This window comes from Marinicella meishanensis (genome assembly GCF_019931145.1).
Lineage (GTDB): Bacteria > Pseudomonadota > Gammaproteobacteria > Xanthomonadales > Marinicellaceae > Marinicella > Marinicella meishanensis.
In genome coordinates this window covers 203,432-229,798 of the sequence record NZ_JAIOUV010000007.1, presented here as the reverse complement: position 1 = coordinate 229,798, position 26,367 = coordinate 203,432, and the positions used below count along the sequence as shown (strand labels likewise).

The window sequence follows — 26,367 nt, the reverse complement described above, 5'->3', positions numbered from 1 at the left end:
GAAAAATAAAATGGATCTTTGAATTATTATCAGCGAGGATTTGACTTTGAAAGCAATTATTTATCTGAGAACGGGCTTCTTATTGGCGGTTTTTTCGGCGACTTATTCGGCCACATCATTGGCGGCACCTGACTACGCCAATGACCAAACCAAACAGGTCATAGAAGCCATGGTGACGGCCCATGGTGGACTGGAAAAATGGCGGGCGGCACCGGCCATCAGCTTTGACGCCATCATGCACAACAATTACCACGGCAAAAACGAATTGGCTTGGTGGGTGGCCCGTGAAACGTTCGATCAGCAGACCAAACAGGTGCATCAGGATTGGTATATGAACGATGCCGAAATCGCCTTTGATGGCACCACGGTGTGGTCTCGCAACTGGCAAAAAGCCAACCCGCCCACCGCCATGCTGTATTTTTTCTACTACTTCGTGAATTTGCCCTGGTTAACCCAAGAAGATGGGGTGGTGCTGTCAGCCGTGAATGAGTTTGCCTGGCCTGGGCATGGGGGCAAAACCTACCACGAAGTGAAAATGACCTTCAAAACCAAGCCGACCATCGGCAAAAGTGACTTGGATTACTTTGTGCTGTACATCGATCCGGCCACCCACTTACTGGCCGGCTATCAATATGCGGTGGGCAACAAAGCCTTGTTGAAATCCCTGGGTCAGCCACCCGAACGCGAATTATTCGGCCCCTTGTGGCGCTTGATCACCAAGCACCAAACGGTTGATGGCCTGGTGTTTCCGGCGGCTTTTCGCACCATGCCAGAAGCGGATGAACGGATTGTCGGCAACCACATCATCACCCATGTGGATGTGCGCACGCCGTTGGATCCCAGCAAGTTGATCCAACCTGCTGGGGCGAAAGTGGATCCGGAGGCCAACCGATGAGGTCATGGATATTGCAGGTTTTTATGCTGGGTTGGCTGTTGTTGGCCAATCCAGCCTCCGCCACCACATTGACGCTGTCAAAACTGGCCACCGGGCATGATATTATTGCAGCTCAGATCAATGGGGTGGATGGCTTGTTTGTCGTCGATACGGGCGCGATCACGGCGGTAAATGCTCGCGGCTTGCAAAAATTCAAGATACAACAAAAACTCAGCAGCCAACAAGCGGCCGGCGCGGGCGGGCCCATTCAGATTGATTTTTACCGCATTGAAACGATGAGCATCGGCGGTGTTGACGTGCCCATTAAGCAAGTGGGCAGCACCGATTTGAATGCGGTCACCATGGGTTTGTTCAATGCCACGGGCCGCATGATAGATGGCTTGATCGGTATCGATGTGTTGATGGCCATGCAGTCGCGTTTGGATGTGCTCAAGAACACCTTGACTTTCAATCCACCCACAGCGGCATCAACAGCTGACGGCAACCAATCACTGACCGTGCCATTGCGGGCTTTGTCATTCGATGCCTTGGGTTTTACTTTTTTGGTTTTGTCGTATGAATGGCAACAACACCAAGGCTGGCTCTTGGTCGACTCAGGTGCCAGTCGCACCCTCATTGACCACGCCGCCTTGGCGGCTTTGGGTCTGGCGCATGAGGCAACCGGCCAAGCCGAGTACAGCAACGGAGCCGGTGGTGGCTTCGCCTTGCAAAGCATTCCTTTGGACGCCTTCACCATCATGCAGCGGCCATTGGCCATGGATCGGGTGTACAGCAGCGACCTGTCCGCCGTGGTTGCATTCACCCAATCACACACCGGAACTCGAATCGACGGAGTCATCGGCCAAGATTTTCTGCAAAAGTATGGTGCGGTGATTGATGTGGGTGAGGAAAAGTTGGTTTTGAAGTTGCCTTAGCGGTCCCTCCAATGTCCATCATGATGGCGCAATGCCGGCTTCCGGTCAGAACGGGGGCCGGTATCCTCAAACAGTCGACAAGACGGCGAAGAGCTGGCACCAAGCCAGAACAGGGGCCGGCATCCACAACAAGCGGTCACCTCCAAGCAGTCGACTTGCCGGCGGCGGCCGGCATCCAGCGTCATTTATGAGGAAGTTTCATTGAAATTCATGCCAAATATAAGCCCATTAATTCAATGATTAATACCATGTTTCTTGTGCGGTATTTTATGGGGTTGTATGGTGTTTAGAGAAAGCAATTGGACCCCGTCTTATTTTAACTGGCTCCCGGCTGATTTTCGTATCTGGACCCCGTCCTCCGACGGAGTTCGTTAAAAAAATGTTAATTTTTTCTTGACTCTGAATTTCACAGACGTAGAATGCGATCCCATTATTGAAAACGGGCCCAAAAATTTGGGCGCCATGAACGGAAAAGAATAAACATGAATTTACATTATTTCAACATAAACAAACCAGCGACATGTCCGAGTGAAGACTCGTTCGTGCTGCGCGGTATGCAGTTGATTTGATGCCTTTCAAACAACTTGAAAGGCATTGACGGCCTTTCAGGAATCTACGTTGAAAACCCGATTGGCCATGCCAGCGGGTTTTTTTTTGCCCCAAACAACTGCCACATACATTTTAAAAAGAACAGGTGGCTGAGCCTGTCGCAGCCAGGGAATGGCTGGTGGTGACCAGTGATGATCACTTCGACAAGCTCAGTGACCTTTAAAAAGAATTCGATTCACCTCATGGACCTGTCTCTGCATGGCAGGCCGGTGCTGCCAACTGTGTTGGTGTGTATGTCAGTGCAGTGTATTCAATATATCTGTATTGTGAGAATTAATCTCGTGCCTTGAGGCAAGGCATCGTTTGAAGCTAATGGCCTTAGTCCTTAGTGAAAATGATAACGCAGGATCAAGGCACGAGGATGATTCCCTTCGGGTGAACCATAAAACAGCCATCTGTGTTGTTGTGTTTTCTTGGAAGGGGATAAACCATTCCTGTATAAGCACGCCTAACAGCTGACAGTTTTATGGCTCACTCACAGCACAGATATATTGAATACACTGCACTTGGTGATTGGATGCGTTAGATAGCCAAGTGGTCAAAGGCGACAGTCTTGAAAACTGTTTATTTTATATACGTGGGTTCGAATCCCACTCTAACTTTTGATAGCTCAGTTGGTAGAGCAGCAAAATTTTGATTTGCGGGTCGCAGGTTCGACTCCTGCTCAAAAAACCAGCCGAAAGGCAAGGGCGAAAGCCCCTTTAACGCAAGACATGAGAAGGTCTTTAAATGTCTCAGGTCAGTCTCAGTTGGGTGGGCGAGAAGCCCGTGGCTGCACAACACGCGGTCATAACAAGGTCGTTAACCAACAGCGACGGCGCAGGTCAGTGGTCCTGGGTTGGGGTGTTCATCCCAACCTGGTTTGAGGCAACTCAAAAACAAGGAGGTAAACCCCTGACACGCCATGGGTGCATTGGGTCGCGGTTCAGTCCACAAGACATGAATCGAGAAACCGGTGACGGTCACCACGATACAACCAGGGCTCAGGCCTTTTAGGACGTATCGAACACACAGGGAATGGAGTGGTGACCTGACTCGGTGGAAGCGGCACAACCCACCCATGGCCACTGTACCGTCGTGAGATTGACTTTCTATATTTTATCGGCCTCTTTATGGGTCGTGGATCATGACAAAAAGTTGAATTTGCTGAATCTCGGTGCTGAATTTCGGCGTTAGTGAACTGAATCAATGGCGGTGCTATTAATCACGTTCACTGCCTTGACCTTCAGCCACTCAACACTTTATGTCAAAGACCCAGACCCATGCAGAGGCTGATCAGATCACTGTGCACTTCGACAAGCTCAGTGATCTGAATACAAGGTGGCTGAGCCTGTCGCAGCCAGGGAATGGTTGGTGGTGATCAATGATGATCACTTCGATGAGTTCAGTGACCTTAAGTAACAGGTGGCTGAGCCTGTCGCAGCCAGGGAATGGTTGGTGGTGATCAATGATGATCACTTCGACGAGCTCAGTGACCTTAAGTAACAGGTGGCTGAGCCTGTTGCAGCCAGGGAATGGTTTGTGGTGATCAGTGATGATCACTTCGATGCGCTCAGTGACCTTTAGGATCAGGTGGCTGAGCCTGTCGCAGCCAGGGAATGGCTGGTGGTGATCAGTGATGATCACTTCGATGCGCTCAGTGACCTTTAGGATCAGGTGGCTGAGCCTGTCGCAGCCAGAGAATGGCTGGTGGTGATCTGGGATGGTCACTTCGATGAACTCAGTGAACTGTGGTGTTTCAGGTGATGGGTGGATTCAATTCCACATGACCTGAACAGCCAGCGCAGGAAGGCCTGCGGTGGTGCGGTAGGTAAGAGAGCGAAGGAATGCTGTGGCCAAGAAGGCTTGGTGACAGTGGTCGGTAGGCGAGAGAAAGGAAGCTTGGCCGGTGTCAGGGGGTCCTGGCATCGGCATCGGATTCGATGAATCCAATTGACATGAGCCCATAAGGGCATTTTTTAACAGACGAGGTTTGAATTGAATGACTGAGTTTAACTAGTGTGTGCAGACTTTATTTGCACAGGATAAGGAAATGATTTTTAGAAAAAGAATCGTGGTGGCAGACAACGAACGGGCTTTGTTGTTTCGAGACCGCCAATTGGAAGCCGTGTTGACTGCGGGTGTACACCAGTTTTGGGATTTCGGCAATCGCTTGAAAGTGCGCTTGTTCGACATCACCGCCACTGAAATCACCCAGAAAGATGTCAAAGTTTTGTTGCGAAACAAAGCCAGCTTGTGCAAAGAACATTACACCGTGATCAGCACCGACGAGAATGAGGTGGCTTTGATTCACGTGGATGGTCAGTTCACTGATTTGATCAAACCCCAAAGTGAAAAATGGTTTTGGAACACCGCTGCGAAAGTGGAGGTGAAACGCATCAATGTCACTGAACAAGTCGAAGTGTCTGTCAAAGACATGAATGTGTTGGCCAAAGCCGCCAAGGCTTCTGTCTTGAGCAAAGGTTTGGTGATCAAAGAAGTGGTCAACCAACAAGTGGGCCTGTTGTTCATCGACGGTCAATTGCAACGGGTGTTGAAAGCCGGTAAATACGGTTTTTGGAACTTCAACCAGTCCGTGGATGTGGCCGTGGTCGAAACCCGGGCCCAAACCATGGAAGTGGCCGGTCAGGAAATCTTGACCAAAGACAAAGTGAGCTTGCGGGTGAACTTGTCTGCCACCTTCAAAGTCACCGACGCGGTGACTGCCGTGACTGAGTTGGCGAACCACAATGACTTCTTGTACAACGCCTTGCAGTTGGCCTTGCGCAAAGCCATTGGTACCCAAGTTTTGGACGCTTTGTTGGCTGACAAAGAAGCCATCGACACCTTTGTGCGTGGTTTTGTGGCCAAAAAAGTGGCTGATTTCGGCTTGACCTTGATCGAAGTGGGGGTCAAAGACATCATCTTGCCTGGCGAGATGAAAACCATTTTGAATCAAGTGGTTGAGGCCGAAAAAGCCGCCAAAGCCAACATCATCAAACGCCGCGAAGAAACCGCTGCGACCCGCTCTTTGTTGAACACCGCAAAGTTGATGGATCAAAGCGACACCTTGCGCCGCTTGAAAGAGTTGGAAACTTTGGAAAAAGTGGCCGACAAAGTCAACAACATCACCGTATTCGGTGGTTTGGAAGGCTTGACCAAAGACAACATTAAACTCAACGTTTAGTGTTAGTCCACCTGTGACCCACAGCACCTTTGGTGTTGTGGGTTTTTTTGTGCGTTTTTCAGCAACAGAAAAACCTGTCATCCGGAGCGCAGCTGGCCGCTTCCGCGTCCTGCTCACGCGGCAGACCTACATCCATGTAGGCCAGGGATCTCAATTCGCTTCAGAGATCCCACCACCCATTGCATTCGGTCGGGATGATATTTTTATATGTTTGGTACTTCCCTTCCTTGGAGCGCCGACTTCAGTCGGCGATGGGTTGCTATCAAAGCATGAAAATGAGACAGGGTGAGCAACCACTGATCGGCAACAAAGATAATGGCTGCGGCTTGGCTCCTGACCATGTCACCGGCTGAAGTCGGTGCTCCAGTGGGTGATTTGAGGTTTATTTGTGTATCTGTAATTGCCAAGACCTCACGGGTTCACGATCGGTGCTTCAAAGGTGTTTTTGAAAATCAGGTTTTCGCATTCACCGACTGTGCCGTTCAGGTCGTAGCGGTCAATGATGGCGTCGTTGCCGTGTTCTTCGACCCGCAGGAAATAGGTGCCGGCGGGTAAGCATTGGCGGGTGATTTTGGAGAATTGATTCACCCCATTGTCGTCATCCACGGCGATCACTGCCCCCTCGTTATCCAGCAAGGTTAACAAGGTGTCGCCGGTTGGACCGGTGGTTTCAAAGGTGACGGTCATGTATTCGTCGTCGCTGAGGTCGACACCGACATGATCGACATCACCGACGGTGCAAATGGAACGCAGGCGGCTGTTGCCATCAGGGGTGACCGTGGCGGTGGCCAGGGTGTTGTCGTCTTCCCAGATGTCGGAGGTGCACTCGGCAACGGTCAGTGGGAACCCCGGTAGCAGGATTTTGTTGCTGCATTCGGAGCCGTAACAATTCAGATCAGCTGGGTATTCGCCGATGGTTTGATAGGTGATGGCCAGGTTGTAATCACCAGCGGGCAGGGTGTCAGGAATGAAGATGCTGGTGCTGAGATGGCGGATGTAACCGGGGGTGAAATCCACCCCAGTCACCACTTCGTCCAGCAGGAATTCAAATGGATTCAATGGGTTGTCTTGGTCGGTGATGGCGTCCCAGGTGATCGGGTCGTCGGTGGCGTAAAAGGCGATTTGGATGTTGCGGGTGATGTCGGCAAAGCCCATGTTTTGGATGCTGTAATCAAAGGTCAACACCTCGTTTTTGCCGACGGTGTTTTTATCAATGCTTTTGTGTGGGTCGCGATCATACAGGTACTCGATTAATTCACCAGCCGCCTGTGGCGGGTACAGGGTCACATCCTGTGCAATCCAACTGTTCAAGTCACTTCTTTTGCCCGCGGTCAGTCTGACTACATGGGTGTTGTCGACGCGATTGCCGTTGGAGATGATGCCGACCACATGACGTTGGTTGTTGGCATAGCGCCACACAGGGCCGCCGCTGTGACCCCCATAAATCGCCGCGAACAGGGCCATGATGTGGCCATTGTGGTTGGTTACGTTGTCTTCATCGTAGCCCTTGTATTGCACATTCACACCGGCCGGTACATAGGGTTCTTCACTCGGATAACCGCTGTAATTCACCGAATCTGGCACATCGCTGCTGCGCCCCATGGCACCGGTGTAATGCCCCACAATCCGGTCCAATGTGATCACGCCCCAATCATGGTCGTAGTTTTGGTCCTCGGTCCAGCCACTGTAAGAGCGCAAAGCCACCGCTTTGGCCAAACCAAAAGGCCAGTCGGCACACAAGCTGATGCCGCATTGCTCGGGCAGCACCCAATCGGTCTGCCCGGGATAAACCCACACTTCGTCCGCTGATCTGCGATCGCTGGTGTCGCCATCACCATTGGGATCAAAGCTGTATATGCAGTGGCCAGCGGTGACCACGTGAAAGTTGCTCGCCATGAAGCCGCTGCAGCCGCCCCAAAAATCATCTCCATTAACCCGGTAGCGGGCAATGATTTTGACAATGGAACTGAGTGGATAAGCCGTGGTGCCCAAAGCTTGGGTGGGTGGTGTCGGCTGGCCCATGGCCGGATGTGTTGAAAGGTGATCAATCATTGAATCGGTCACCTGCAAACCCGTGATCGGTGCGTCATCAGGCAGCCGCTTGGGCGGTGGGCTGGCAGGCCAGCTTTGATCGGTTTGGTGGTTCAGATCAAACAGCATGACTCGCCTTTGCTCGGGGTGGTTGCTCTCGTCGTCACTGTGCGTGTCCGCTTGCAATTCTGGCGTCAGGTATCGGATGTCAGCCGCAGAGAATGGGACGTCATTGGCAACGGCTTGTTGCCAAACCAAAAACATCATCAGTGGTAATATCTTCATCTTCATCTCCTCAATCTGGGTTCAAAATGGCGGTTCTTGGGGTTATCAATGCCGATGCACGCCCTAACAACACAAAATAAGTCACATAATTGAACATCGACGACCTTGGTGGCTGTTGAGTTGGTCGCTCAACGTGGTAAATTAGGGTTTTGCCTTCGAGCCAAGCCAGCAACCGCTGAATCAAATGAATCCAATGTTCACCGCCGTGTCACAAGTCAACCCATGCCACACCGCTGCGATCAGGAGGGCACATGGCTGAACGGTCAAATTGGCAACAACTGGAAGCGTTGATTGATGCCGCCTGTGCCGCGGATCCGGATGCCGACTTGGAGACCTTGGTTGAGCAGTTTCTTGAGGGAATGTCCGCAGCCGAAGCCGCGGCCGTCCGGCAGCAGCTTCAGCTCGTAAGTGACCCGGGCGGTTTGACTGGCTTGTTGGCCGACTCAGTGGCACCTTTGGGTGCCCTACCTGCCGGATCACAAGTGGGCCACTACCGGGTGTTGGAACGGCTGGCCGATGGCGGCATGGGGGAAGTGTATTTGGCCGAACGGGCCGATGGCCAATTTGATAAGCAGGTGGCCTTAAAGATATTATCCGAAGGCTTGATCACCGAGTCCATGGTGCAGCGATTCAAGCGGGAACGTCAAATTCTCGCCCAACTGTCGCATCCCCACATCGCCACCTTGTATGATGCCGGCATGACTGACAACAACCGGCCATGGTTTGCCATGGAGTTTGTTTCAGGGGTCAACATCAACACCCATTGCGAACAACAAAACTGTTCGGTTGAGGCCTGTTTGTCCTTGTTCATTATGGTGTGCGAAGCCATCGCATATGCCCACAGCAAGGGCATCATTCATCGGGATTTGAAACCGGCCAACATTTGGATTGACACCGCGGAACATTTGGGCCAGCCGAAGGTGTTGGATTTTGGCATCGCCACCATCCAGCTGCCGCAGTTGGACGCCAGCCCCATGACCGGCACTGGCCAAATCATAGGCACGCCGGGTTACATGTCACCAGAACAAATCTTGGGTTGCCCAGATGGGGCTGGTGAAGCAGCTGAATCACCGCGCCTGGATGGTCGCAGTGATGTGTTTGCATTGGGGGTCATTTTGTATCAATTAATGACCCGTCGGCATCCGTTTGCGGCCGATTCAATCACCGAAACCAATTACAAGGTGCTGAAAGAAGCCCCACCGACGATTCCCGGTTCGCAACTGCGGGCCGATTTGGTGGCCATCATTGAGCAATGTTTGGCCAAAGACCCGGCCGATCGATACCCTTCGGTGCCGCACTTGGTGGCGGATTTGAAGGCCTATTTGGCCGGTGATCCGGTGCGTGCCCGACGCCTCAATGGGTGGCAAAGGATGCAAAAAAAAATCAAGAAACATCCCTTGGTCAGTGCTTTGGGTGCCAGCGTGTTGGTGTTGCTGGTGGGCGGGGCCTGGTTGTTGGTGACCGAACGTTGGCGCTCGCAACAATTCGCTCAAGTGGTGCAAGAATATGCCCTGGTCAGCAAACAAATGGAACAATCGGTGCGAGAAGAGCACTTGTTACCGCATCACAGCCTGGCGCCGAAGTACAGCCAGATCAAACAACAGCTAAGCAATTTGTCAGCGACCATCGAAGACGGTGCCATGAATGGCCCGGTGTATGCGGCCATGGGCCAAGCCCATTGGCTGTTGAACCAACCGGCCAAGGCCGTTGTGGCCTTTGCCCAAGCCGCTGAATCTGGCTTCAGCAACCCCACCACTGAAATTCAATATGGACTGGCCTTGGCCATGAACTGGGAGCTGAAGCGCAGTGAAGCCCACTTAATCAGGGATGCCGCCGCCCGCGAGGCAACCGTCGAGCGCTGGCGCCAACAATTTTTGCAGCCGGCCCAAGTCAAACTGTCTGTCAACATCGATGAAGCCCAACAAGCCACTTATTTGAAAGCTTATCTGGCCTTTTTGCAAGAGGATCATGCGCAAGCAATTACCTTGGCCCAGCAGGCATTTGCTGAGAATCCCGGTCTCTATGAAGCCTTGCGCCTGGGGGCTGAGGCACACCTCACGCAAGGCAAAATCTTGACCATTGATGGTCAGTTCAAAGCGGCATTGGCTGCCTACCGACAGGCCCAAGGCTTGCTACAGCAGGCCTTGGAGATTGGCCGCAGTGACTTACAAAACCACGCCTTGTATTGTGAACTGTTGAATACCCAGCTACACGTCAGCATTGACAATGCCGAGACCAGTTATGAGGACAAGCTCAAGCAAGCCAAGGCGGCGTGTGAACAGGCCAATGCCTTGTTACCCGGCCAACTGAATGTATTGGTTTCCTTGGCCGAGGTTCATGGTCATTGGAGCAGTTGGCAAAGTGATTTGGGCCTGCCATCCATCGAGCACTCCATGCAGATGGTCGATCATGCCAGAGCCGCCCATGCGCTTAAACCCGAGCACTTGGATGTCTTGTCTCTGTTGGTGGTGGGCTTGATCAAAATCACCGGTGAATCCAATCAAGCGCTCAGTGATGAAGCCAAACAAGCACTGTTGGCTGAGGCGCAGGCCTATGCCGAACAATCGGTGAGCCTGGATCCGAATGATGCTTATAATTGGGCCAATTTGGGCGACATTTCTTACACCTTGGCTGATCGCGGACTGACCCAGCCGGACATCAGCCAATGGGTCGAGGTGGCCATTGATGCTTATCAACAAGCCAATGCCCTGTTGCCCAGTTATGCTTGGCACTACATGACCGCGCATTGTCACCGAACTTGGGCCCGTCACCACCGCCACCATGGGCGCCTGGCAGCGGCCCAACAGGCATTTGAATTGGCCAATCAGGAATACACCACCACGGTGCAGCAGTCGCCTGATTTTGCCGCCGGCTGGCGCATTCGGGCGGAAAATCTGACAGAATTGATGACCATCAACCAACAACTTGACATTGATTCAGGCCCCTGGCAGACCGAAGGTTTGGCGGCCATAACCCGCGCCTGCGAACTGTACACCGCGCACAGTGAAGTGCCACAAGATTTTGCCGAATTGGTGCGATTTTTTGTGGCGCCCCAAGCGCCCGCATCGATCGATGCATGCTTGCTCCAAGTGCTCAACAACGCCCAACCGGTTGTGGCGGAGGATGGTCATGACTGAGCAGCCAACGGCGGACATCACGGCCTTGTTGGTGCAAGCACAAGACGGCAATCAAGCCGCTTTGGACCAGTTGGTGCAAATGGTTTATTTGGACCTGAAAAAGCTGGCGCGTGGTCAGCGCCAAAAAATCATGTCTCACACCATCAACACCACCGGTCTGGTGCATGAAGCCTGGGAAAAAATGCACCAAGGTGGCATGCAATTCAACAACAAAAACCACTTCATGGCCGTGGCAGCCTTGGCCATGCGGCATTTGCTGATCAATGAGGCCAAAAAGAAGCAAGCCCAAAAGCGCCAACATGAAGGAGTCAACACCTATGACAGTGCCATACATGGGTCAGGGCATGGCCCAACGCCCTCAGTTGAATGGCTGTTGCAGTTGGATCAGGGTTTACAATCTTTGAAGGCGCACGAACCGCGCTTGGAGCAGGTGTTCGTGTTGATTTATTTCGCCGGATTGACTGAGGCGCAGGTGGCAGAACTGTTGGCGATCAGCGACCGCACCGTCAGAAGGGATTGGGTCAAGGCCAAACTCATGTTGGCCATGCATTTGACCTGACCCAATCAACGGGGTGATCATGGGTCATCTTCAAAATTGCTTATGAAGATGACATCGGGGTCATCAATTTCCAAAGTGACGGTGGTGTCTTCAGTGAGCACCGGAATCACACATTGGTTGCCATTACCCATGCAGCCGGTCCAACCGACCAGTACATGCCCGGGTGCAGGATTGGCGGTGAGGGTCACGGCCGAAAAAGACGGGAAATTGCCTGCGCAAAGGTTGCCACAATCGATGGCCGATGGTGAGCTGGTCACCGTGGCCTGACCAGCGCCGGTTTTTTCCACAGTGACGACATGGGTGGGTTCGGCTTGAAACTCGGCGACCACTGAACTGGTCTCAGACACGGTGAAACTACACGGATCGGTGCCACTGCATTCATCGCCACCCCAACCCACAAAAACCTGGCCCAAACTGGGCGCCGCGGTGAGGGTCAATTCGGTGCCAATGGCAAAGGCTTGTGAACATTGGTCGGTACAACTGAGGCCAGCCGGCTGGCTGCTGACGGCACCAGATCCGATCACCGTCACGTCGATCAAAGCCGCTTCATAGACTTCGGTCGCACCGATGTCACAGTCGCGCTGACCATCGGCATCACCGTCATAAATCACCCCAAACAGCCGCCGGTCACCAGTCAAATCCAAGTCAATGTCCATCCCATTCGGGTCCACACAATCGGCCCCAGCCCAAGCATCAATCAGGGGGCTGCCAGGCAATGGCACGATTTCTGTTGGGTGCAGGCCAGCACTGGTGGCTTGTGGTTCGGTGTTGGCCGCCGCCAAGATTTGGTTGTCACTACCAATCAAACAGCCGGTGGACAGGTTGCTGAGGTTGTGTTGGGCGTTGACCTGGTTGGTGCGGTTCAGGTCACATAAAGCAATGAAATTTGTCTGCTCAGTGCTGATCACGGCGTTGCCATAGAAACTGGATTGGCCGGCTGAAAAGAACACATCCAAATCCCCAGCGGCTGAGGCATCGGCGCCTTCGCTGGTGTTGTGATAAAAGGTGTTGCCAACCAGATGGACCTGGTGGTCACCGTCATTGGCGTTCAGTAAAAACAACTGCAACCCGCCGACTTTCTCGGTCGATGCATTGTGCGCGATCAGGTTGTTGCTGGCATCCAGGTTGACGTAGAACAAAACCACCCCCGCAGTGCCGGTGGCGCTGTTGTGCAACACGGAATTGCGGTGCATGATTAAACTGTCCTGGGTTTCATTGAACGGTGCTGACTTGTACACCGCGCCACCGGCGCCAGTGGCCTGGTTGTGGGTCAAAACACTGTTGGTGAGGCTCAGATCACGTTCATCAGAATACACCGCACCGCCGGCACTGGCCACGTTCTGTTCAAACCACACGTCATCAATGTGGGCATCATGCGATAAACGCAAGGCGCCACCTGAGGACAAAGCGCTGTTAAAACTCAGTTGACTGGCGGTCAAATTCAGGGTCACCTGTTCGCTGGTAAAAATGGCACCACCCCGATCTCCACTGCTGTTGTGGTTGAAGTCGGCAGCGGTGATGTTCAGCTGGGTGTTGACCGCGGTGTTGCGGGCAAAACCAATGGCGCCACCGTCGGCATCTGAGTGGTTGTTGGTGAACACCACCCCGGTCAGATTGATCTGACTGGCTTGGCCTGAGAATTGCATGGCACCGCCAGGGGTGCTGGCTTGGCCCATGGACAGCAGGGTGTTGTTGAGGGTGAAATGCTTGCCAGGATTCAAGGCCACGTCCAGCAGACGGTCTTGTTGGGTGCCCAACAAGGACAAGGATTTACCGGCCGGCACCTGAATGTCCAGGCTGTCTTGAAACACCGGAATGGCTTCGGTGACATTGAGCACCAACGAATTCACCGGGTTATCAAACAAAACCGGTACAAAGTTGATGACATCATCACCGGCCCCGGCGACACATTGATCAAATGCCAAATCAAAACTGGCCGATAAGATGGCTTCGGTGAACGCACAGTTGCCGTTGTTACTGGGACTGAACTCATCGGTGTCAACGGTGATTTGGGCGGCATCAAGTGCCGCACTCAACAAGCACAGCAAGGCAATGACATATGGATTTTTTTTCATGGGAACTCCGCAAATGGTCAATGGGTTTACTCGAATGTGCTGGCAAAAATCAGGTCATCAAAGACCAATTCAACGGCGCCGATGTCGCAAGCGCTGGTGCCATCACCATCGCTGTCTTGGGGCCTGGCTGTCCCCCGCTGATCGACCAATAGGGGTTGGTTTTCTTCGTCCAGGCAAACCGCTGGATCAATCGCATCCACCAGCGGACTGTCACTCATGGGCAGCCGGGAGGGGGTGGGACCGCCATTGTCGGCCAAGGCCTCCAGTTGCGGGTCCAACACACCCATGCCACTGGAGTCTCCCAACAAGTCGCTGGGGTCACTGATCCAGTCGCAGTCTGCCACATCACCCACCAAATTGTGTCCCAACGAGGTGATGTCGCCAAAACAGTTCGGTGATTCACCAGCAAATGCCGTGGTGTTTTCAGCCAGCACGGAATGACCGACATGAACCAAGCCAAAGGCGTGGATGCCACCTGAAAAACTGCCATTGTCGTTTTCATTGGCGCTGTTACCGGTGATGGTGTTATTAATCAGCAATGCCACATCTGGGTTGAAGGCGCTCAAATACAAACCGCCCCCAAAACCACCGGCTGAATTGTTGGCAATGGTGTTGTTAACCAACACCGTGGTGGCATTGGTGACTTGAATGGCTCCGCCATCTTCGCCGGCTTGGTTGTTGATGAAGGCCGAATTTTTCACCAACAGCACGATACCGTTTTGATTGCTGAATATGGCGCCGCCGTCGGTGCCAGCCACATTGCCCATGAATAAACTGTCCGTGATGGACAAATGGATGGTGTTTTCAAAACCTGTGAACAGGCTGATCGCCGCAGCCCTCCCACTGGTTTGGTTGTTGATGAACTGGCTGTTGATGATTTCGGCCTCCAGCCCCGCATTGGAGTCATTGGATCGCAGTGAGATGGCGGCACCACCACCATTGGTTTGTATGTTGTTGGTGAACAGACAATTCTCAACCATCAATTTGGGTCCATTTTCTCCCCCCAACATCGTCACCGTCCCACCGCCGTTGGATGGGGTGTGGTCGGCAAATTCACAGTTTTTTAAGGTCAAGTCATGGGCGGTTTCCATGCGCACCCCAGCGCCAAAAAAGCCTCCAGCGGTGATGGTTACATTGGCCACCACCAAAGGGCTTTGCGACACGAAAACCGGATGGGTGTTGCCGCCCTGTATGGTCAACAACTCACTGCCAGGTCCCAGCAGTTCCAAGCCATCGGTGATGTCGGGTAAGTTCAAAGCACTGACATCAATCAAAGCCGGTGTTGGTAAGCTTGAAAACTCAATGACGTCCTCGGCTGAGTCACCGGCAGCACATTCGCCGGCCATGGCACCGGAAACCTGATCCAGGTTGCTGGACACAATGGCCTCCCTGAGGGTGCACTGGCCGTCATCGGCCTGCACATTGGCGGTGCTGTTGACTTGGATGGTGGCCGCCATGGCCCCTTGGCAGAGGTCCAAGGCGGTCAGCCCCAAAAGCATGAATGTGAATGTTTGCTTGCGCATAATGTATCTCCTGAAATGAATGCTCATTCAGCTAAACAAGAAAATTCGCCAATGCGGACAGAGGCGGTGAAATTTTTTTAAAAATATCTGGTCAAGGCACGGTTTGACCGCCCACAATGTGGCGATGGAAGTGTTGTTCATCTATGGTCCGGCAGCGGCCGGCAAGTACACCATTGGCCAGCAGGTCAGTGAGGCCATGGGCTGGCCTTTGTTTCACAACCATTTGGTGGTGGATGCGGTCAAGTCACTGTTTGATTTTGGTGGCCCAGGATTCATCCAGTTGCGGGCGCAAATGTGGTTGGAGGCCTTCTCGGTGGCGGCTGAGCATAACCGGTCATTCATTTTTACCTTCAATCCAGAGAACACCGTTGATCCAGCCTTATTGACTGCCATGGTGGCTCGCATCACCGAGCAGGGTGGGCAGGTGCATTTCATCGAGTTGCGTTGTGATGAGGGGCCGTTGTTGGCGCGGATGGGTGCTCCCAGCCGCCAACAATTTGGCAAACTCACCGATTCAGACTTGTATCAACAACTCAAAGCCGAGGGCTGTTTTGAATTCCCACGCTTTTGTGATCCTGACCTGGTGCTTGATACGGGTGTGTTTTCAGCCCAGCAATCGGCCCATCTGATCATGGAGTGGTATCGGAATAGAAAGCCACAGTAAGAAGCGGCAGAGGCTGCCTTCAGTGGTTCACCTTCTGCTAGAATGAATGGTTTTTTCACAACAGTAATTTCTTCCTCATGACCCATGCCAACGCCACTGACCGGGACCTGACCCAAGGTTCCATTTACCGCCACATGTGGCGCATCGGATTACCAGCGGCTTTGGGCATGGTGTTCAACACCTTATACAACCTCACCGACAACTGGTTTGCCGGTCAGATTTCCGATGTGGCCTTGTCGGGTTTGTCCATTGCCAGCATTGTGTTTGCCTTGTTTTTGGCCTTGGGCATGGGTTTGCAAAGCGGCACCTCGGCGATGGTGGCCGCCGATGTGGGCAGCAACAACCGCCAACAAGTGATTGCCTGGATCAACTGCTCCCATGGCATCACTTGGTTCTTGTCCTTGTTGATTTTGTTGTTGGGGTGGTTGTTTGCCTTGGATTTGTTGCACCAGCTCAGTGACGATGAACAAATCATCGGCATGGCTTGGGATTACACCTTCATCATCCTGATTGGTAATGTGTTTTTCAACCTCACCAGTTGTTTCGCCGGCGCCCTGATTGCCCATGGCAACACCACCAGCTACCGCAATGTGCTGATGGTGGGCTTTGTCGCCAACTGGTTGCTCAACCCTTTGTTCATTTTTGTGTTGGATCTGGGCGTGGCGGGTTTGGCCTGGTCCACCCTGATCATCAAGGCCGGCTCGGCCGCCTACTTGTGGGTGGTGCTGAAAAATGAGGTCGGCACCGGTTCCAAACCCGCCTTCAACCTGGATCATTGGCGCCAACTGCTGGCACAAATCATGCCGGCCAGCATGAACATGTTGACCATCATCATTGGCGGGTTCATCACCATCTATTTCATTGCCCAATTTGGCGACGATCCGGTGGCCGGTTATTCGGTGGGCATCCGCATTGAGCAATTGTTGTTGATGCCGGCCTTGGGTTTGAACGCCGCGGTGATGGCCTTGGTGGGCCAGAATTACGGTGCGGGCAACCTCGAACGGGTCAAAGAAATCTACCACAAGTCATTGAAAGTGGCCGCTTTGGTCTCGGTGTTGTTCATTCCCACCATGATTTTCCTGTCACCCTTGATGATGACCCAGTTCAGCAACTCCCAGGGCATCATTGATGTCGGAGTTTATTACCTCCGGGCCGATGCCTTTGCGTTTTATGGTTACATGCTGTTGTTCTGTTCCAATGCCATGTTACAAGCCATCAAACAACCGCTGTTCCCCTTGGTGATTGGCATCCTGCGTCAAATGGTCTTGCCCATCGGTGCCTTTTATGTGTTGATTGAAGGGCTGGGTTATGGCCTGTATTCCATTTTTTGGGCCATCGTGGGCATTGTGTTGGCCAGTTCTTTGGTGGCCTTGTGGTACACCCGAACACGCCTTAATATCTTATTGGATGATGACGCCAAGACATCGGAGAAGATGGGAGCTGAACCATGATTGAATACATTTTACTGGTGCTGTTGCTGTTGATTTTGCTGGTGATCACCCAGTTCAATCGCATGATGCAATGGTCTTTGAAAAAGCAGAATTTGCAAGGGCTCCAAGCCGCCCAACACGGCAGTGAACTGGAACAACGGTTTTATCAGGGGTACATGCAGCAAGTGGCGCTGGGCCATGAGCCCCGCATCAAAGCAGTGGTCGCGGCCATCGAATTCACCCCGCCAATTGAAGCCGTGGACCAAACACACTTGAAATTCAACCTGTCACCCACCGCCATCAACCACCTGCAGGTGGCCCAAGAACGTTTACTCTTCACCGGAAAATTCGGCGGCACCGCCATTCAGGTCAGCGTGCCCCTGAATCAAGTTGAGCTGTTGACCGCGGCGCAGGAGGCCTGATGCTGGATCGTTGGTTTAAATTGACCGTGCACCGCACCTCAGTCAAACAAGAGATCCTGGCCGGGATCAGCACCTTCTTGGCCATGGCCTACATCATGGTGATCAACCCCAACATGCTGTCGGCCACCGGCATGGATGCCGGCGCGGTGTTCGTGGCCACCTGCCTGGCCGCGGCCATCGGCTCGGCCTTGATGGGTTTGTTGGCCAATTACCCAATTGCCCTGGCACCGGGCATGGGCTTGAATGCGTTTTTCACCTTTGGGGTGGTGGGGGCCATGGGTCATTCCTGGCAAGTGGCTTTGGGTTGTGTGTTTTGGTCGGGGGTGATTTTTTTCTTGCTCAGTGTGTTCAAACTCAGGCAGTGGTTGATCAACACCATGCCCCGGGCGCTGAAAACCGCGATTGCGGCGGGCATTGGTTTGTTTCTGGCCATGATTGCCTTACAAAATGCCGGCATCATCGTCAACAACGAGGCCACGTTGGTGGGTTTGGGTGATTTCAAATCGGCCGAAGTGCTGTTAACTTTTTTCGGCTTTCTGGTGATTGTGGTGTTGCACCACCACCGCCAACACGCGGCCATCATCATGGGCATTGTACTGGTCACCACCTTGGCGTGGCTGTTGGATCTGGTGCCCTATCAAGGCTTGGTGGCCATGCCACCGTCTCTGTCACCCACCTGGTGGCAACTGGAGTGGGGGGTGATCCTGGACTTGGCCTTGTGGCCGGTGATCATCGCTTTTCTGTTTGTCGACTTGTTCGACACCTCAGGCACCTTGGTGGCGGTGGCCGAACAAGCCGAGTTGTTGGATGAAGACGGCCACCTGCCCAAGGCCGATCAGGCGATGATGGCCGATTCCGGTGCCACCATGGCCGGGGCCTTGCTCGGCACGTCCACCACCACCAGTTACATCGAAAGTGGCGCTGGGGTGACCGCCGGTGGTCAAACCGGCCTGACTGCTTTGACCGTGGCGCTGCTGTTTTTGCTCAGTTTGTTTTTGTCTCCATTGGCGGGCATGATCCCGCCGTATGCCACGGCCGCGGCCCTGTTGTTTGTGGCCATGTTGATGTTGGCTGCATTGCGCTCAGTGGCGTGGGATGATGCCAGTGAATACATCCCGGTGTTGTTAACCGCATTGATCATGCCGTTCAGTTTCTCCATCTCCGATGGCATCGCCGTGGGCTTCATTGCCTATGCCTTGATCAAAGCACTGACCGGACAGTCTGGGCAAGTGCCGATCAGCGTGTGGGTGATTGCCGTGTTGTTCACCCTGCGTTTTGTGTTTTTGCTCTGAAGACTTGGCCAGAACCACCGGCAATCTTTGAAAAATGACGCCGGTGGCTTTAAGATGTGGGTTTCTCAAACCGCATAAATCAAACCATGAAATCCATTGTACAAGGGGTCTTAATAACCGCCATCGCTGGCCTGCTGGTGGCCTGTGGTGACCAAGCAACGCCACCTGCCGAAAGCAAACAAGCCGACACAGAAAAACAAGAATTGGCCAAACCCAGCCTGCCCAATCACGCCGAAGAACAGCCGGCGGTGCCACCACTGCAGGCCATTTTTGACAGCTCGGCGGCGGTCTTGTTTCACGCCAGACCTCATTACGCCACGGTGTTGGGGGTGGATGAATCTTTGGCCGGTGGGGCTTACAACCACCGCTTGGACAATTATGCGCCAGTGGTCGAGGCCAGAATGCGGGCCAAACTGCGTGAGATCAACCGCCAGTTGGCAGCCATGGAAGTGAGCAGCCAAGTTGATCGCGACAACCAACAAGTGATGATCAACCTGAACCGGTATTTTTCAGGTCATGAAGACTTTGACATTGGTTACATCGATTTGTGGATGGGCTTGTCGCCATTTGTGGTCAATCAAATCAACGGGCCCTTGATCGATGTGCCCAATTACATGGTGTCCAACCAAAAGATCAACAGCCTGAAAGACGCACAAGACTATTTGCAACGATTGGATGGCTACGATGCCTTTTTACAAAGCGTGATGGCCAAGTTGTCGCATGACACCGAGCAAGGCTGGATACCGCCCAAAGTCATCATTGACAAGACCATCGCTGGCTTGGAGGCCTTCATCGCCCCGACTGCCACCAAGCATCCTTTGTACAAAACCTTCACCAGCCAGGTGCTGGCCATTGAAGGCATCGGCAAGGAACAAGCCGAAGCCATGTCGCAAGAAGCCGCTGAACACATCAATGGTGGTTTGTATGCCGGTTATCGTTTGATCATTGACGCCTTGCGCCAATTGCGTGAGCGGGCCACCGATGAATCGGGCATTTGGGCCCAGCCCAATGGCCCAGCCTATTATGCCGATGCGGTGAAGATGTTGGGTGACACCGACTTGTCGCCTGATGAAATCCACCAACTGGGCTTGGATGAAGTGGCCCGCATCGAGGCCGAAATGGATGCCATCCTGGTGGCCAATGGTCACACCGAGGGCACCGTCGGTGAGCGGATGTTGGCGATCAATGACGACCCCCAGTTCTTATATGAGGACTCGGAAGCCGGCCGCGCCCAGCTGATCGCCGATTTGAATGGCTACATCGAAGAGATCAATGTGCGCATGCCCGAATTGTTTGCCACCAAACCACCCTACGAGGTGGAAGTGCGGGCGTTTCCCAAAGCACGACAAGCATCGGCCCCTGGAGGCATGTATTCATCACCAAAAATCGACGGCTCACAACCCGGCATCTACTGGATCAACTTGCGTGACATCAAAGCCAATGCCAAGTTTGATCTGAAAACCCTGACTTACCACGAAGCCAATCCCGGCCATCACTGGCAGATCGCTTTGAATCTGGCACAAGACAGCTTGCCCATGGTGCGGCGCATTGCACCATACAATGCCTATGTCGAAGGCTGGGCCTTGTACTCAGAATTGGTGGCCAAGGAAATGGGCATGTATGAAGGGGATCCATACGGTGATCTGGGTCGGCTGAAGGCCGAGTTGTTCCGCGCTGTCCGGTTGGTGGTGGATACCGGATTGCACCACAAAAAATGGAGCCGTGAACAGGCCATCAAATACATGGCCGAAACCACCGGTACCGTGGACTCGGATGTGGTGGCCGAGATCGAACGCTACATGGTGTGGCCAGGCCAAGCCTTGGGTTACAAATTGGGCATGATCAAAATCGTCGAATTGCGCCAACAAGCCCAGGAAGCCTTGGGCGATCAATTTGACATCAAAGCCTTCCATGATTTGGTGTTGTTGGGCGGTGCGGTGCCGATGGCAGTGTTGGAAGAAAAGGTGGATACCTGGGTTGCTGCGCAACAGGTGCAGTAACCCCCTGAGATGGTGTCGGCAGAAAAGCAGCCAACTTGCCCCAGCTGTCAGGCCGATTTGCTGGGGCCATATTGTCACCAATGCGGTGAAAAACAGCTGAACCCAGAAGATCTGTCCATGCGCACCTTGGGCTCTCAGGCCTGGGAGTCGGTGACAGAAATGGACGGTAAGTTCCTGAAATCGTTTACTTTGTTGCTGTTCCGGCCGGGCCAACTGACCGCCGATTACCTGGCCGGTGTCCGCCAACACCGCCTGACACCGTTTCAGATTTTGGTGTTTGCCAACATCCTGTTTTTTTTGGTTGCGGGCCTGTTGGGTTATTCGGCCTTCACCACCTCCTTGGAAATCCACACCCAGGCCACCAACTTCCTGCACCAACCCTTGGCCCAACAAATGGTTGAGCACCGCTTAGACAGCACCGGCGAGGCAGCCAGTGAGTTCGCTGCGCGGTTCAATGACCGCGTCGAGATCCAGGCCAAATCATTGGTCATCATCATGGTCCCCATGCTGGCTTTGGTGGTGTTGGGCTTGAATCGGTCGGTGCGTTTTGGCGCCGTGGGTCATTGGGTGTTTGCCACCCATGTGTTTGCCTTCATGTTGGTGTTGCAAGCGACTTTGGCGCCGCTGCTTGAGCGTTTGCTGGTGGTGGTGTTGCCCATGGCCGGCCCACAGGCTTTGTCCCAATGGTTTGAGTTCTCTTATTCCATTTTATTGTTCCTGTCCTTTGGGGTTTATTACCACCTGGCCTCCAAACAGGTGCATCAATTCTCGACGCTCATCACCGCGGTCAAGGCTTTGTTGTTTGTGGTCGCCATTTATTGGATCTTCCTGATCTACCGCATGGTGTTGTTTTTCACCACTTTTTACAGTTTATGATCGCTGGCTTGCTGCCGACTGCCAGCCAGCTCAGCTTGGCTTGGGCAAACAATGAATCACCCCCAAGCCCTGTTGTGAGCGGTCGAACACACAGTGGTAGTTGTTGATCAGCGGTAAGCCACACAGGGTTTGATCTGGCCACTGCGGCATTTGGTTCATCACCATGAACATCCAATTGTTGGGCCGTTGGGCGTGGTTTTGCCAATAACAATGGGGCGGCACCACCAGCGCCACCGGTTCCCCATCCAGGCCTTTGAAGGTCAAGGTCAAATCAGGCCACTGTGCAGGATCCAAGGCTTTGGGGTGGTAATCCTGGCCTTGCTGAAATGCCGTGGTGGCGGCTTGGGTCATGTCTTTGAAACGCGCATCGATTTGTTCGAGGCAGTCCATGAAATAAGCATACAGGTTTTTTTGCAAGACCAAGAAACTGCAGCCTGAATCGATGATGGCATTGGAAAAGAAGCTGTTCACATGTTGTGCATCGAGTGGCGGTGCGGCACAAAAATCAAAGCCAGCAAGCTGACAGCCAAGCAATTCGGTGTTGTAGTAGGCATCATGCACCACCTGGAGGGTTTGTTTGGGTCTTGCCGGCAATGCGCCACCAATGATGAATGCGCCTTGATTCAGCGGTTCTTGTTCGCGGGCCGCCAAATCCATGTCGGCTTGGGGCACATATTCAATGGAGCGGTGGGTGATCAAACTGAACCGATTGGGCACGATGCCGTGGTCTTCAAAGTCGGTGAACAGGGGGGTGATGTCGTGTTCTGGGAACTGGTGCAGGTAGGTCCTGAAGGCCTTGATCCCTTTGGGCGTATCGGCCACGCTGAATGGCCAAGGATGGGTTGAATCCAACGCCGGGTTTTGTGTCTGCAAATAAGTACTGACGTCATAGGCTTTGTTCAGGTGGTGATAAGCCAAGCCCCAGATGCCGTCGGCTTGTTGAAAATTGGCTTGTTGGCTGTCGGCGGTGATGGCAAAAGGGGCGTCGTTCAAAACGACGTTTTGCTCGTGATCCAATTCGATTTGACTGCGCAACACCGGTCCCGCCCAGCCACCAGAACCATACACCACATCTTGCGCATAAGTGGTGGTTTGCAGGTGTTGGTCGTTTTCTGGCTGGTATTTTTCCAGGTCGATGGCCAAAGTGCTGCTGCCGGTGTCCAACATGACGTTGACGGCCACTTGTTCACTGCCAAAGTACAATTTGGTGGTGTAAGCACCCAGGCCCAAGGCCAGATTAATCGGCAAGGTCAGCCCTTGCTTGGCTGTTTCATCGGCACTCATGGACAGCCCCCGCTCATTGGTTCAAAGCACTTTCGGTTCTTGTGATTCATTGGGTTCACCCATTCTGAATTTGATTTCTTCGGCCAAACGTTCGACACAGGCTTGACCTTCCTCGATGCAGGCTTTGGACTTGTGCAGATGCAACAAGCCAACGTCACTGAGCCTGGGTTGCAACAACACATCCGGTGGCTCACCGGCCAGGCGGCTGCGGGTCAAATGCGAAGACATGATGTGGATGGAATTGGAAATCACATCCAGGCTTTTCGGCTCTTTGACGGTGGAGCCATCGGCACTGATCATTTTGAAAGCCTTTTTAAAACCCGATTTGGTTTTTTCCCACAGGCTGGGGTCATCGTCATCAGCTTGGATGGCGTTGGCTGGGTGTTCAGGGGCTTCATCTTCCTCAATCACTTCATAGGAGTTGATGATGTCGGCATTGAGGTTCACGGCAATGACTTTGTCGGCGCCCAAAGCCCGACACAGCGTCACCGGTACCGGATTGACCAAGCCACCATCAACCAGCCACCGTTGGTCCAACAAGACGCTGGGAAACAAACCGGGGAAGGCCATGGATGACCACAAAGCATCGTGCACCGAGCCTTCTCGCAGCCACACTTCCTTGCCCGAACTCAGATCGGTGGCCACCGCGCCAAAAGGTTTTTGCATGTCTTTGAAAGTCAGCGATTCCAGGCCGATGGTGTGTTCGAATAATTTTTGTAACTTGACCGCATTGACAAAGCCTGAGGCATTGATGTTGAAGCTGAGGAATTGGCGAATTTTCGACTCATTCATCGACAAGGCCCAGTCCTCCAGTTTTTCCAAATTGTCGGTGGCGTAACTGGCCCCCACCAGCGCACCCACTGAACAGCCAGCCACCACGTCCGGTTCGATGCCCAGTGCATGCAAGGCTTTGATCACCCCAATGTGGGACATGCCACGCGCTGAGCCACTGCCCAACGCCAGGCCAATTTTGGCTTTTTTCATTGCCATATCGGTCGTTTTCAAAGTCAATGATTCTAACCGCAATCAAAACACATTAAAATAGGGGCATGACCACCCGCACCGAAAACCACCGCACCCATTGCCTGGTAGCCCAGGATTTGATGTTGTTGGCTGCGGTTGAAAACCGTCAGTTACAACTGGCCGAGTTCAACCATGCGGTGCACATCAAAGTGGCTTATGGCTATTTGGTGCAGGTTGGCCTTGCCGGGGCTTGCCAACAAATGCCAGCGACTTTGCGCGGCTTCTTGCAGCACCATGGGGTGGATCCCAAGAAATTTCACGCCACCATGACTGAAGGTTGGTTGCGGGCCATTTGGCACTTCATGCAACACGGTCCAGCCAGCGAATCGGCCGATGAATTCCTGCAGCAGAATCCGGTGTTGTTGAACCGCGAAATCTTGCTGTCACACTACAGCCACGAGCGCTTGTTTTCCGACCGCGCCCGCCAACGCTACGTCGAACCAGATTTGAACCCATTTCCTGAAAACTGAATCAAACCCCGACAAAAAATATTGGATGGGATCAGCTGGCCACCGTTTGATTGCGTCCCTGGTTTTTGGCCAGGTACAGATTGCGGTCGGATTCACGGATCCAGTCGATCCGATTCATTTGCGGCTTGAGCCTGGCCAAGCCAATGGACAAGGTGGTTTTGAATTCGGGCAACACTTCGATGCTCGCCACCGCCAGGCGAATGTCTTCGGCCAGTTTTTTGGCGGCTTGCCAACTCAAGTCTTCCAACACCGCAATGAATTCTTCACCGCCGTGGCGAAACACCACCCCGTGAGTGCCGACGTGGTCGCGGATGCAATGGGCCATGTTTCGCAAGGCTTCATCGCCCTGGTCATGGCCGAATTGGTCATTGATCCGTTTGAAATGATCCACATCCAGGGTCAACAAATGGCATTCACCCAACAGCTTGTGGTGGTGGGTGATCACCTCATCCAAAGCCGCACGCAACAGGGTACGGTTGTACAAACCGGTCAGGGAATCGGTGATCGCCAGGCGGTGTAGCTCGATTTGTTGTTTGTTGATCTGGCGGATGCTGACAGCGGTGAAGGCGCTGATCAAAGACAAGGTGGCAAATATGCGCATGGCCAAGCCCCGCTCAAAGGTGTTGAATGCCAGGTATGTGCACAGCGCGATGATCACCACATTGGCGCCCCAGGCTTGTTTTTCCGGCAACAAATAATACAAACAAACCAAGGCCGGAAAACTCCACAACACCCCAATGATGCCTTGGTTGGGGATGGAATAGTAACAAAACATCAGGATGGCAGGGCTCAACACCAAGAGCGACACCCAGGAATAATACCGCTTCCAAAACACCACGGTGATGGTGTTGAGAGCAAAGATGACCATGATAAAAAATGAAGCGATGGCCACATCCAGACGGCCATTGATGAAATTATTGATGGCAAAAGGGGTGATGAAAAACAGCGCCACATTGCCCAGCCACATGGCGGATTTGTTCAGCACGCTGTACTCATTTGCTCGGTATTGCAGCAGTTTTTTAGCCCTGACCATCACCCACACATTCCATCACACACCCTTTCAGTATAACTTTTTTATGACAGCAGGGTGTTTTTTTGCACAGATGGCCGACAATCAGCCAGAAAAAATCAGCTGCGGTGGCTTCAATCCTGTAATGTGAGGACCAAGTGACGCTGGTGGGCACGATCTCGGTGTTCACACAAAAACACGCCTTGCCAGGTGCCCAGTGCCAGGCGGCCATCACTGACCGGAATGTTCAGCTGACAACCCATCAGCGACGACTTGATGTGGGCCGGCATGTCATCATCACCCTCATAATCATGGTGAAAAGGAAAATCCCGCGGCACCAAATGCTCTTCAAAGCGCTTGAAATCTTCCCGCACCGTCGGATCGGCATTTTCATTGATGGTCAAGCCCGCCGAAGAATGCCGCAAAAACACATGCAACAAACCCACCTCAACCCCTGGCAGTGCCTCCGCCACAGCCTGCTCAATCCGATCGGTGATCAAATAATACCCGCGCCCGGGCGTTTGGATGGTGAGGTTGAATTGTTTCATGCTTGTATCCCAGCTATAAACTGCCTATCATGGCCACAACAACTTCAAATGGGTTTGCACCGCCATAAATAGCCATCAGTGTTTATCAAACTTTTTTAATACCCGACAGATTTAAGTGGGGCCAGTGTTCATCCACATCCTGGAGACCATTAAAA

Annotated in this window: 19 protein-coding genes and 1 tRNA gene; 13 read left to right on the top strand and 7 right to left on the bottom strand. The window is 53.1% G+C overall.

Annotation, left to right across the window (positions count from 1 at the left end):
• The first annotated feature begins 46 nt into the window (after nucleotides 1-46).
• From K7G70_RS13300 to K7G70_RS13285, 4 genes are all read left to right on the top strand, one after another.
• Nucleotides 47-895: a hypothetical protein gene (locus K7G70_RS13300; RefSeq protein ID WP_223789145.1), complete on the top strand. Its 849-nt coding sequence runs from the start codon at nucleotides 47-49 to the stop codon at nucleotides 893-895.
• Complete coding sequence (locus K7G70_RS13295) at nucleotides 892-1,809, top strand: retropepsin-like aspartic protease (protein WP_223789144.1); 918 nt, start codon at nucleotides 892-894, stop codon at nucleotides 1,807-1,809. The genes K7G70_RS13300 and K7G70_RS13295 overlap by 4 nt, the downstream gene beginning before the upstream one ends.
• 1,208 nt (nucleotides 1,810-3,017) lie before the next feature.
• Nucleotides 3,018-3,093, top strand: a tRNA-Lys gene (locus tag K7G70_RS13290).
• Nucleotides 3,094-4,450: 1,357 nt separating this feature from the next.
• A complete protein-coding gene (locus K7G70_RS13285; protein WP_223789143.1) occupies nucleotides 4,451-5,584 on the top strand; it encodes a slipin family protein in 1,134 nt (377 codons plus the stop codon).
• Between the two features lie 411 nt (nucleotides 5,585-5,995).
• Here K7G70_RS13285 and K7G70_RS13280 read toward each other — a convergent pair whose 3' ends face one another.
• A complete protein-coding gene (locus tag K7G70_RS13280) occupies nucleotides 5,996-7,900 on the bottom strand; it encodes a trypsin-like serine protease (protein ID WP_223789142.1) in 1,905 nt (634 codons plus the stop codon).
• A 251-nt stretch (nucleotides 7,901-8,151) separates the two neighbouring features.
• Here K7G70_RS13280 and K7G70_RS13275 point away from each other — a divergent pair, with 251 nt between their 5' ends.
• Together K7G70_RS13275 and K7G70_RS13270 are read left to right on the top strand one after the other, a co-directional pair.
• On the top strand, nucleotides 8,152-11,037 hold the full coding sequence (locus K7G70_RS13275; protein WP_223789141.1) for a serine/threonine-protein kinase: 2,886 nt from the start codon (nucleotides 8,152-8,154) through the stop codon (nucleotides 11,035-11,037).
• Nucleotides 11,030-11,596 carry an ECF-type sigma factor gene (locus tag K7G70_RS13270; protein ID WP_223789140.1) on the top strand — a complete coding sequence of 189 codons (567 nt, stop codon included), beginning with the start codon at nucleotides 11,030-11,032 and terminating at the stop codon, nucleotides 11,594-11,596. Before K7G70_RS13275 ends, K7G70_RS13270 begins: the two co-directional genes overlap by 8 nt.
• A gap of 17 nt (nucleotides 11,597-11,613) precedes the next feature.
• Here K7G70_RS13270 and K7G70_RS13265 read toward each other — a convergent pair whose 3' ends face one another.
• On the bottom strand, nucleotides 11,614-13,671 hold the full coding sequence (locus K7G70_RS13265) for an InlB B-repeat-containing protein (RefSeq protein ID WP_223789139.1): 2,058 nt from the start codon (nucleotides 13,669-13,671) through the stop codon (nucleotides 11,614-11,616).
• A 26-nt stretch (nucleotides 13,672-13,697) separates the two neighbouring features.
• Complete coding sequence (locus K7G70_RS13260; protein WP_223789138.1) at nucleotides 13,698-15,194, bottom strand: CSLREA domain-containing protein; 1,497 nt, start codon at nucleotides 15,192-15,194, stop codon at nucleotides 13,698-13,700.
• A 103-nt stretch (nucleotides 15,195-15,297) separates the two neighbouring features.
• Here K7G70_RS13260 and K7G70_RS13255 point away from each other — a divergent pair, with 103 nt between their 5' ends.
• From K7G70_RS13255 to K7G70_RS13230, 6 genes are all read left to right on the top strand, one after another.
• Nucleotides 15,298-15,858: a hypothetical protein gene (locus tag K7G70_RS13255; protein WP_223789137.1), complete on the top strand. Its 561-nt coding sequence runs from the start codon at nucleotides 15,298-15,300 to the stop codon at nucleotides 15,856-15,858.
• A gap of 77 nt (nucleotides 15,859-15,935) precedes the next feature.
• Complete coding sequence (locus tag K7G70_RS13250; protein ID WP_223789136.1) at nucleotides 15,936-17,309, top strand: MATE family efflux transporter; 1,374 nt, start codon at nucleotides 15,936-15,938, stop codon at nucleotides 17,307-17,309.
• The gene (locus K7G70_RS13245; RefSeq protein ID WP_223789135.1) at nucleotides 17,306-17,710 is read left to right on the top strand and encodes a hypothetical protein; all 405 of its coding nucleotides are present in this window, start codon (nucleotides 17,306-17,308) and stop codon (nucleotides 17,708-17,710) included. Before K7G70_RS13250 ends, K7G70_RS13245 begins: the two co-directional genes overlap by 4 nt.
• On the top strand, nucleotides 17,710-19,002 hold the full coding sequence (locus K7G70_RS13240) for an NCS2 family permease (RefSeq protein WP_223789134.1): 1,293 nt from the start codon (nucleotides 17,710-17,712) through the stop codon (nucleotides 19,000-19,002). The genes K7G70_RS13245 and K7G70_RS13240 overlap by 1 nt, the downstream gene beginning before the upstream one ends.
• 86 nt (nucleotides 19,003-19,088) lie before the next feature.
• On the top strand, nucleotides 19,089-21,002 hold the full coding sequence (locus K7G70_RS13235) for a DUF885 domain-containing protein (protein WP_223789133.1): 1,914 nt from the start codon (nucleotides 19,089-19,091) through the stop codon (nucleotides 21,000-21,002).
• Nucleotides 21,003-21,119: 117 nt separating this feature from the next.
• Nucleotides 21,120-21,878 (top strand): DUF3667 domain-containing protein, encoded by a 759-nt coding sequence (locus K7G70_RS13230; protein WP_223789132.1) that lies wholly within the window; start codon nucleotides 21,120-21,122, stop codon nucleotides 21,876-21,878.
• A 30-nt stretch (nucleotides 21,879-21,908) separates the two neighbouring features.
• Here K7G70_RS13230 and K7G70_RS13225 read toward each other — a convergent pair whose 3' ends face one another.
• Complete coding sequence (locus K7G70_RS13225) at nucleotides 21,909-23,162, bottom strand: pepsin-like aspartyl protease (RefSeq protein ID WP_223789131.1); 1,254 nt, start codon at nucleotides 23,160-23,162, stop codon at nucleotides 21,909-21,911.
• A gap of 21 nt (nucleotides 23,163-23,183) precedes the next feature.
• Nucleotides 23,184-24,146, bottom strand: a complete 963-nt coding sequence (locus K7G70_RS13220; RefSeq protein ID WP_223789130.1) for a patatin-like phospholipase family protein — start codon at nucleotides 24,144-24,146, stop codon at nucleotides 23,184-23,186.
• 65 nt (nucleotides 24,147-24,211) lie between these two features.
• Here K7G70_RS13220 and K7G70_RS13215 point away from each other — a divergent pair, with 65 nt between their 5' ends.
• Entirely contained in the window at nucleotides 24,212-24,655 is a 444-nt protein-coding gene (locus tag K7G70_RS13215) for a hypothetical protein (RefSeq protein WP_223789129.1), read from the top strand.
• Nucleotides 24,656-24,686: 31 nt separating this feature from the next.
• Here K7G70_RS13215 and K7G70_RS13210 read toward each other — a convergent pair whose 3' ends face one another.
• Both K7G70_RS13210 and K7G70_RS13205 read right to left on the bottom strand, forming a co-directional pair.
• Nucleotides 24,687-25,640 carry a GGDEF domain-containing protein gene (locus tag K7G70_RS13210; protein ID WP_223789128.1) on the bottom strand — a complete coding sequence of 318 codons (954 nt, stop codon included), beginning with the start codon at nucleotides 25,638-25,640 and terminating at the stop codon, nucleotides 24,687-24,689.
• Nucleotides 25,641-25,798: 158 nt separating this feature from the next.
• Entirely contained in the window at nucleotides 25,799-26,212 is a 414-nt protein-coding gene (locus K7G70_RS13205) for a secondary thiamine-phosphate synthase enzyme YjbQ (protein ID WP_223789127.1), read from the bottom strand.
• Nucleotides 26,213-26,367 lie beyond the last annotated feature (155 nt).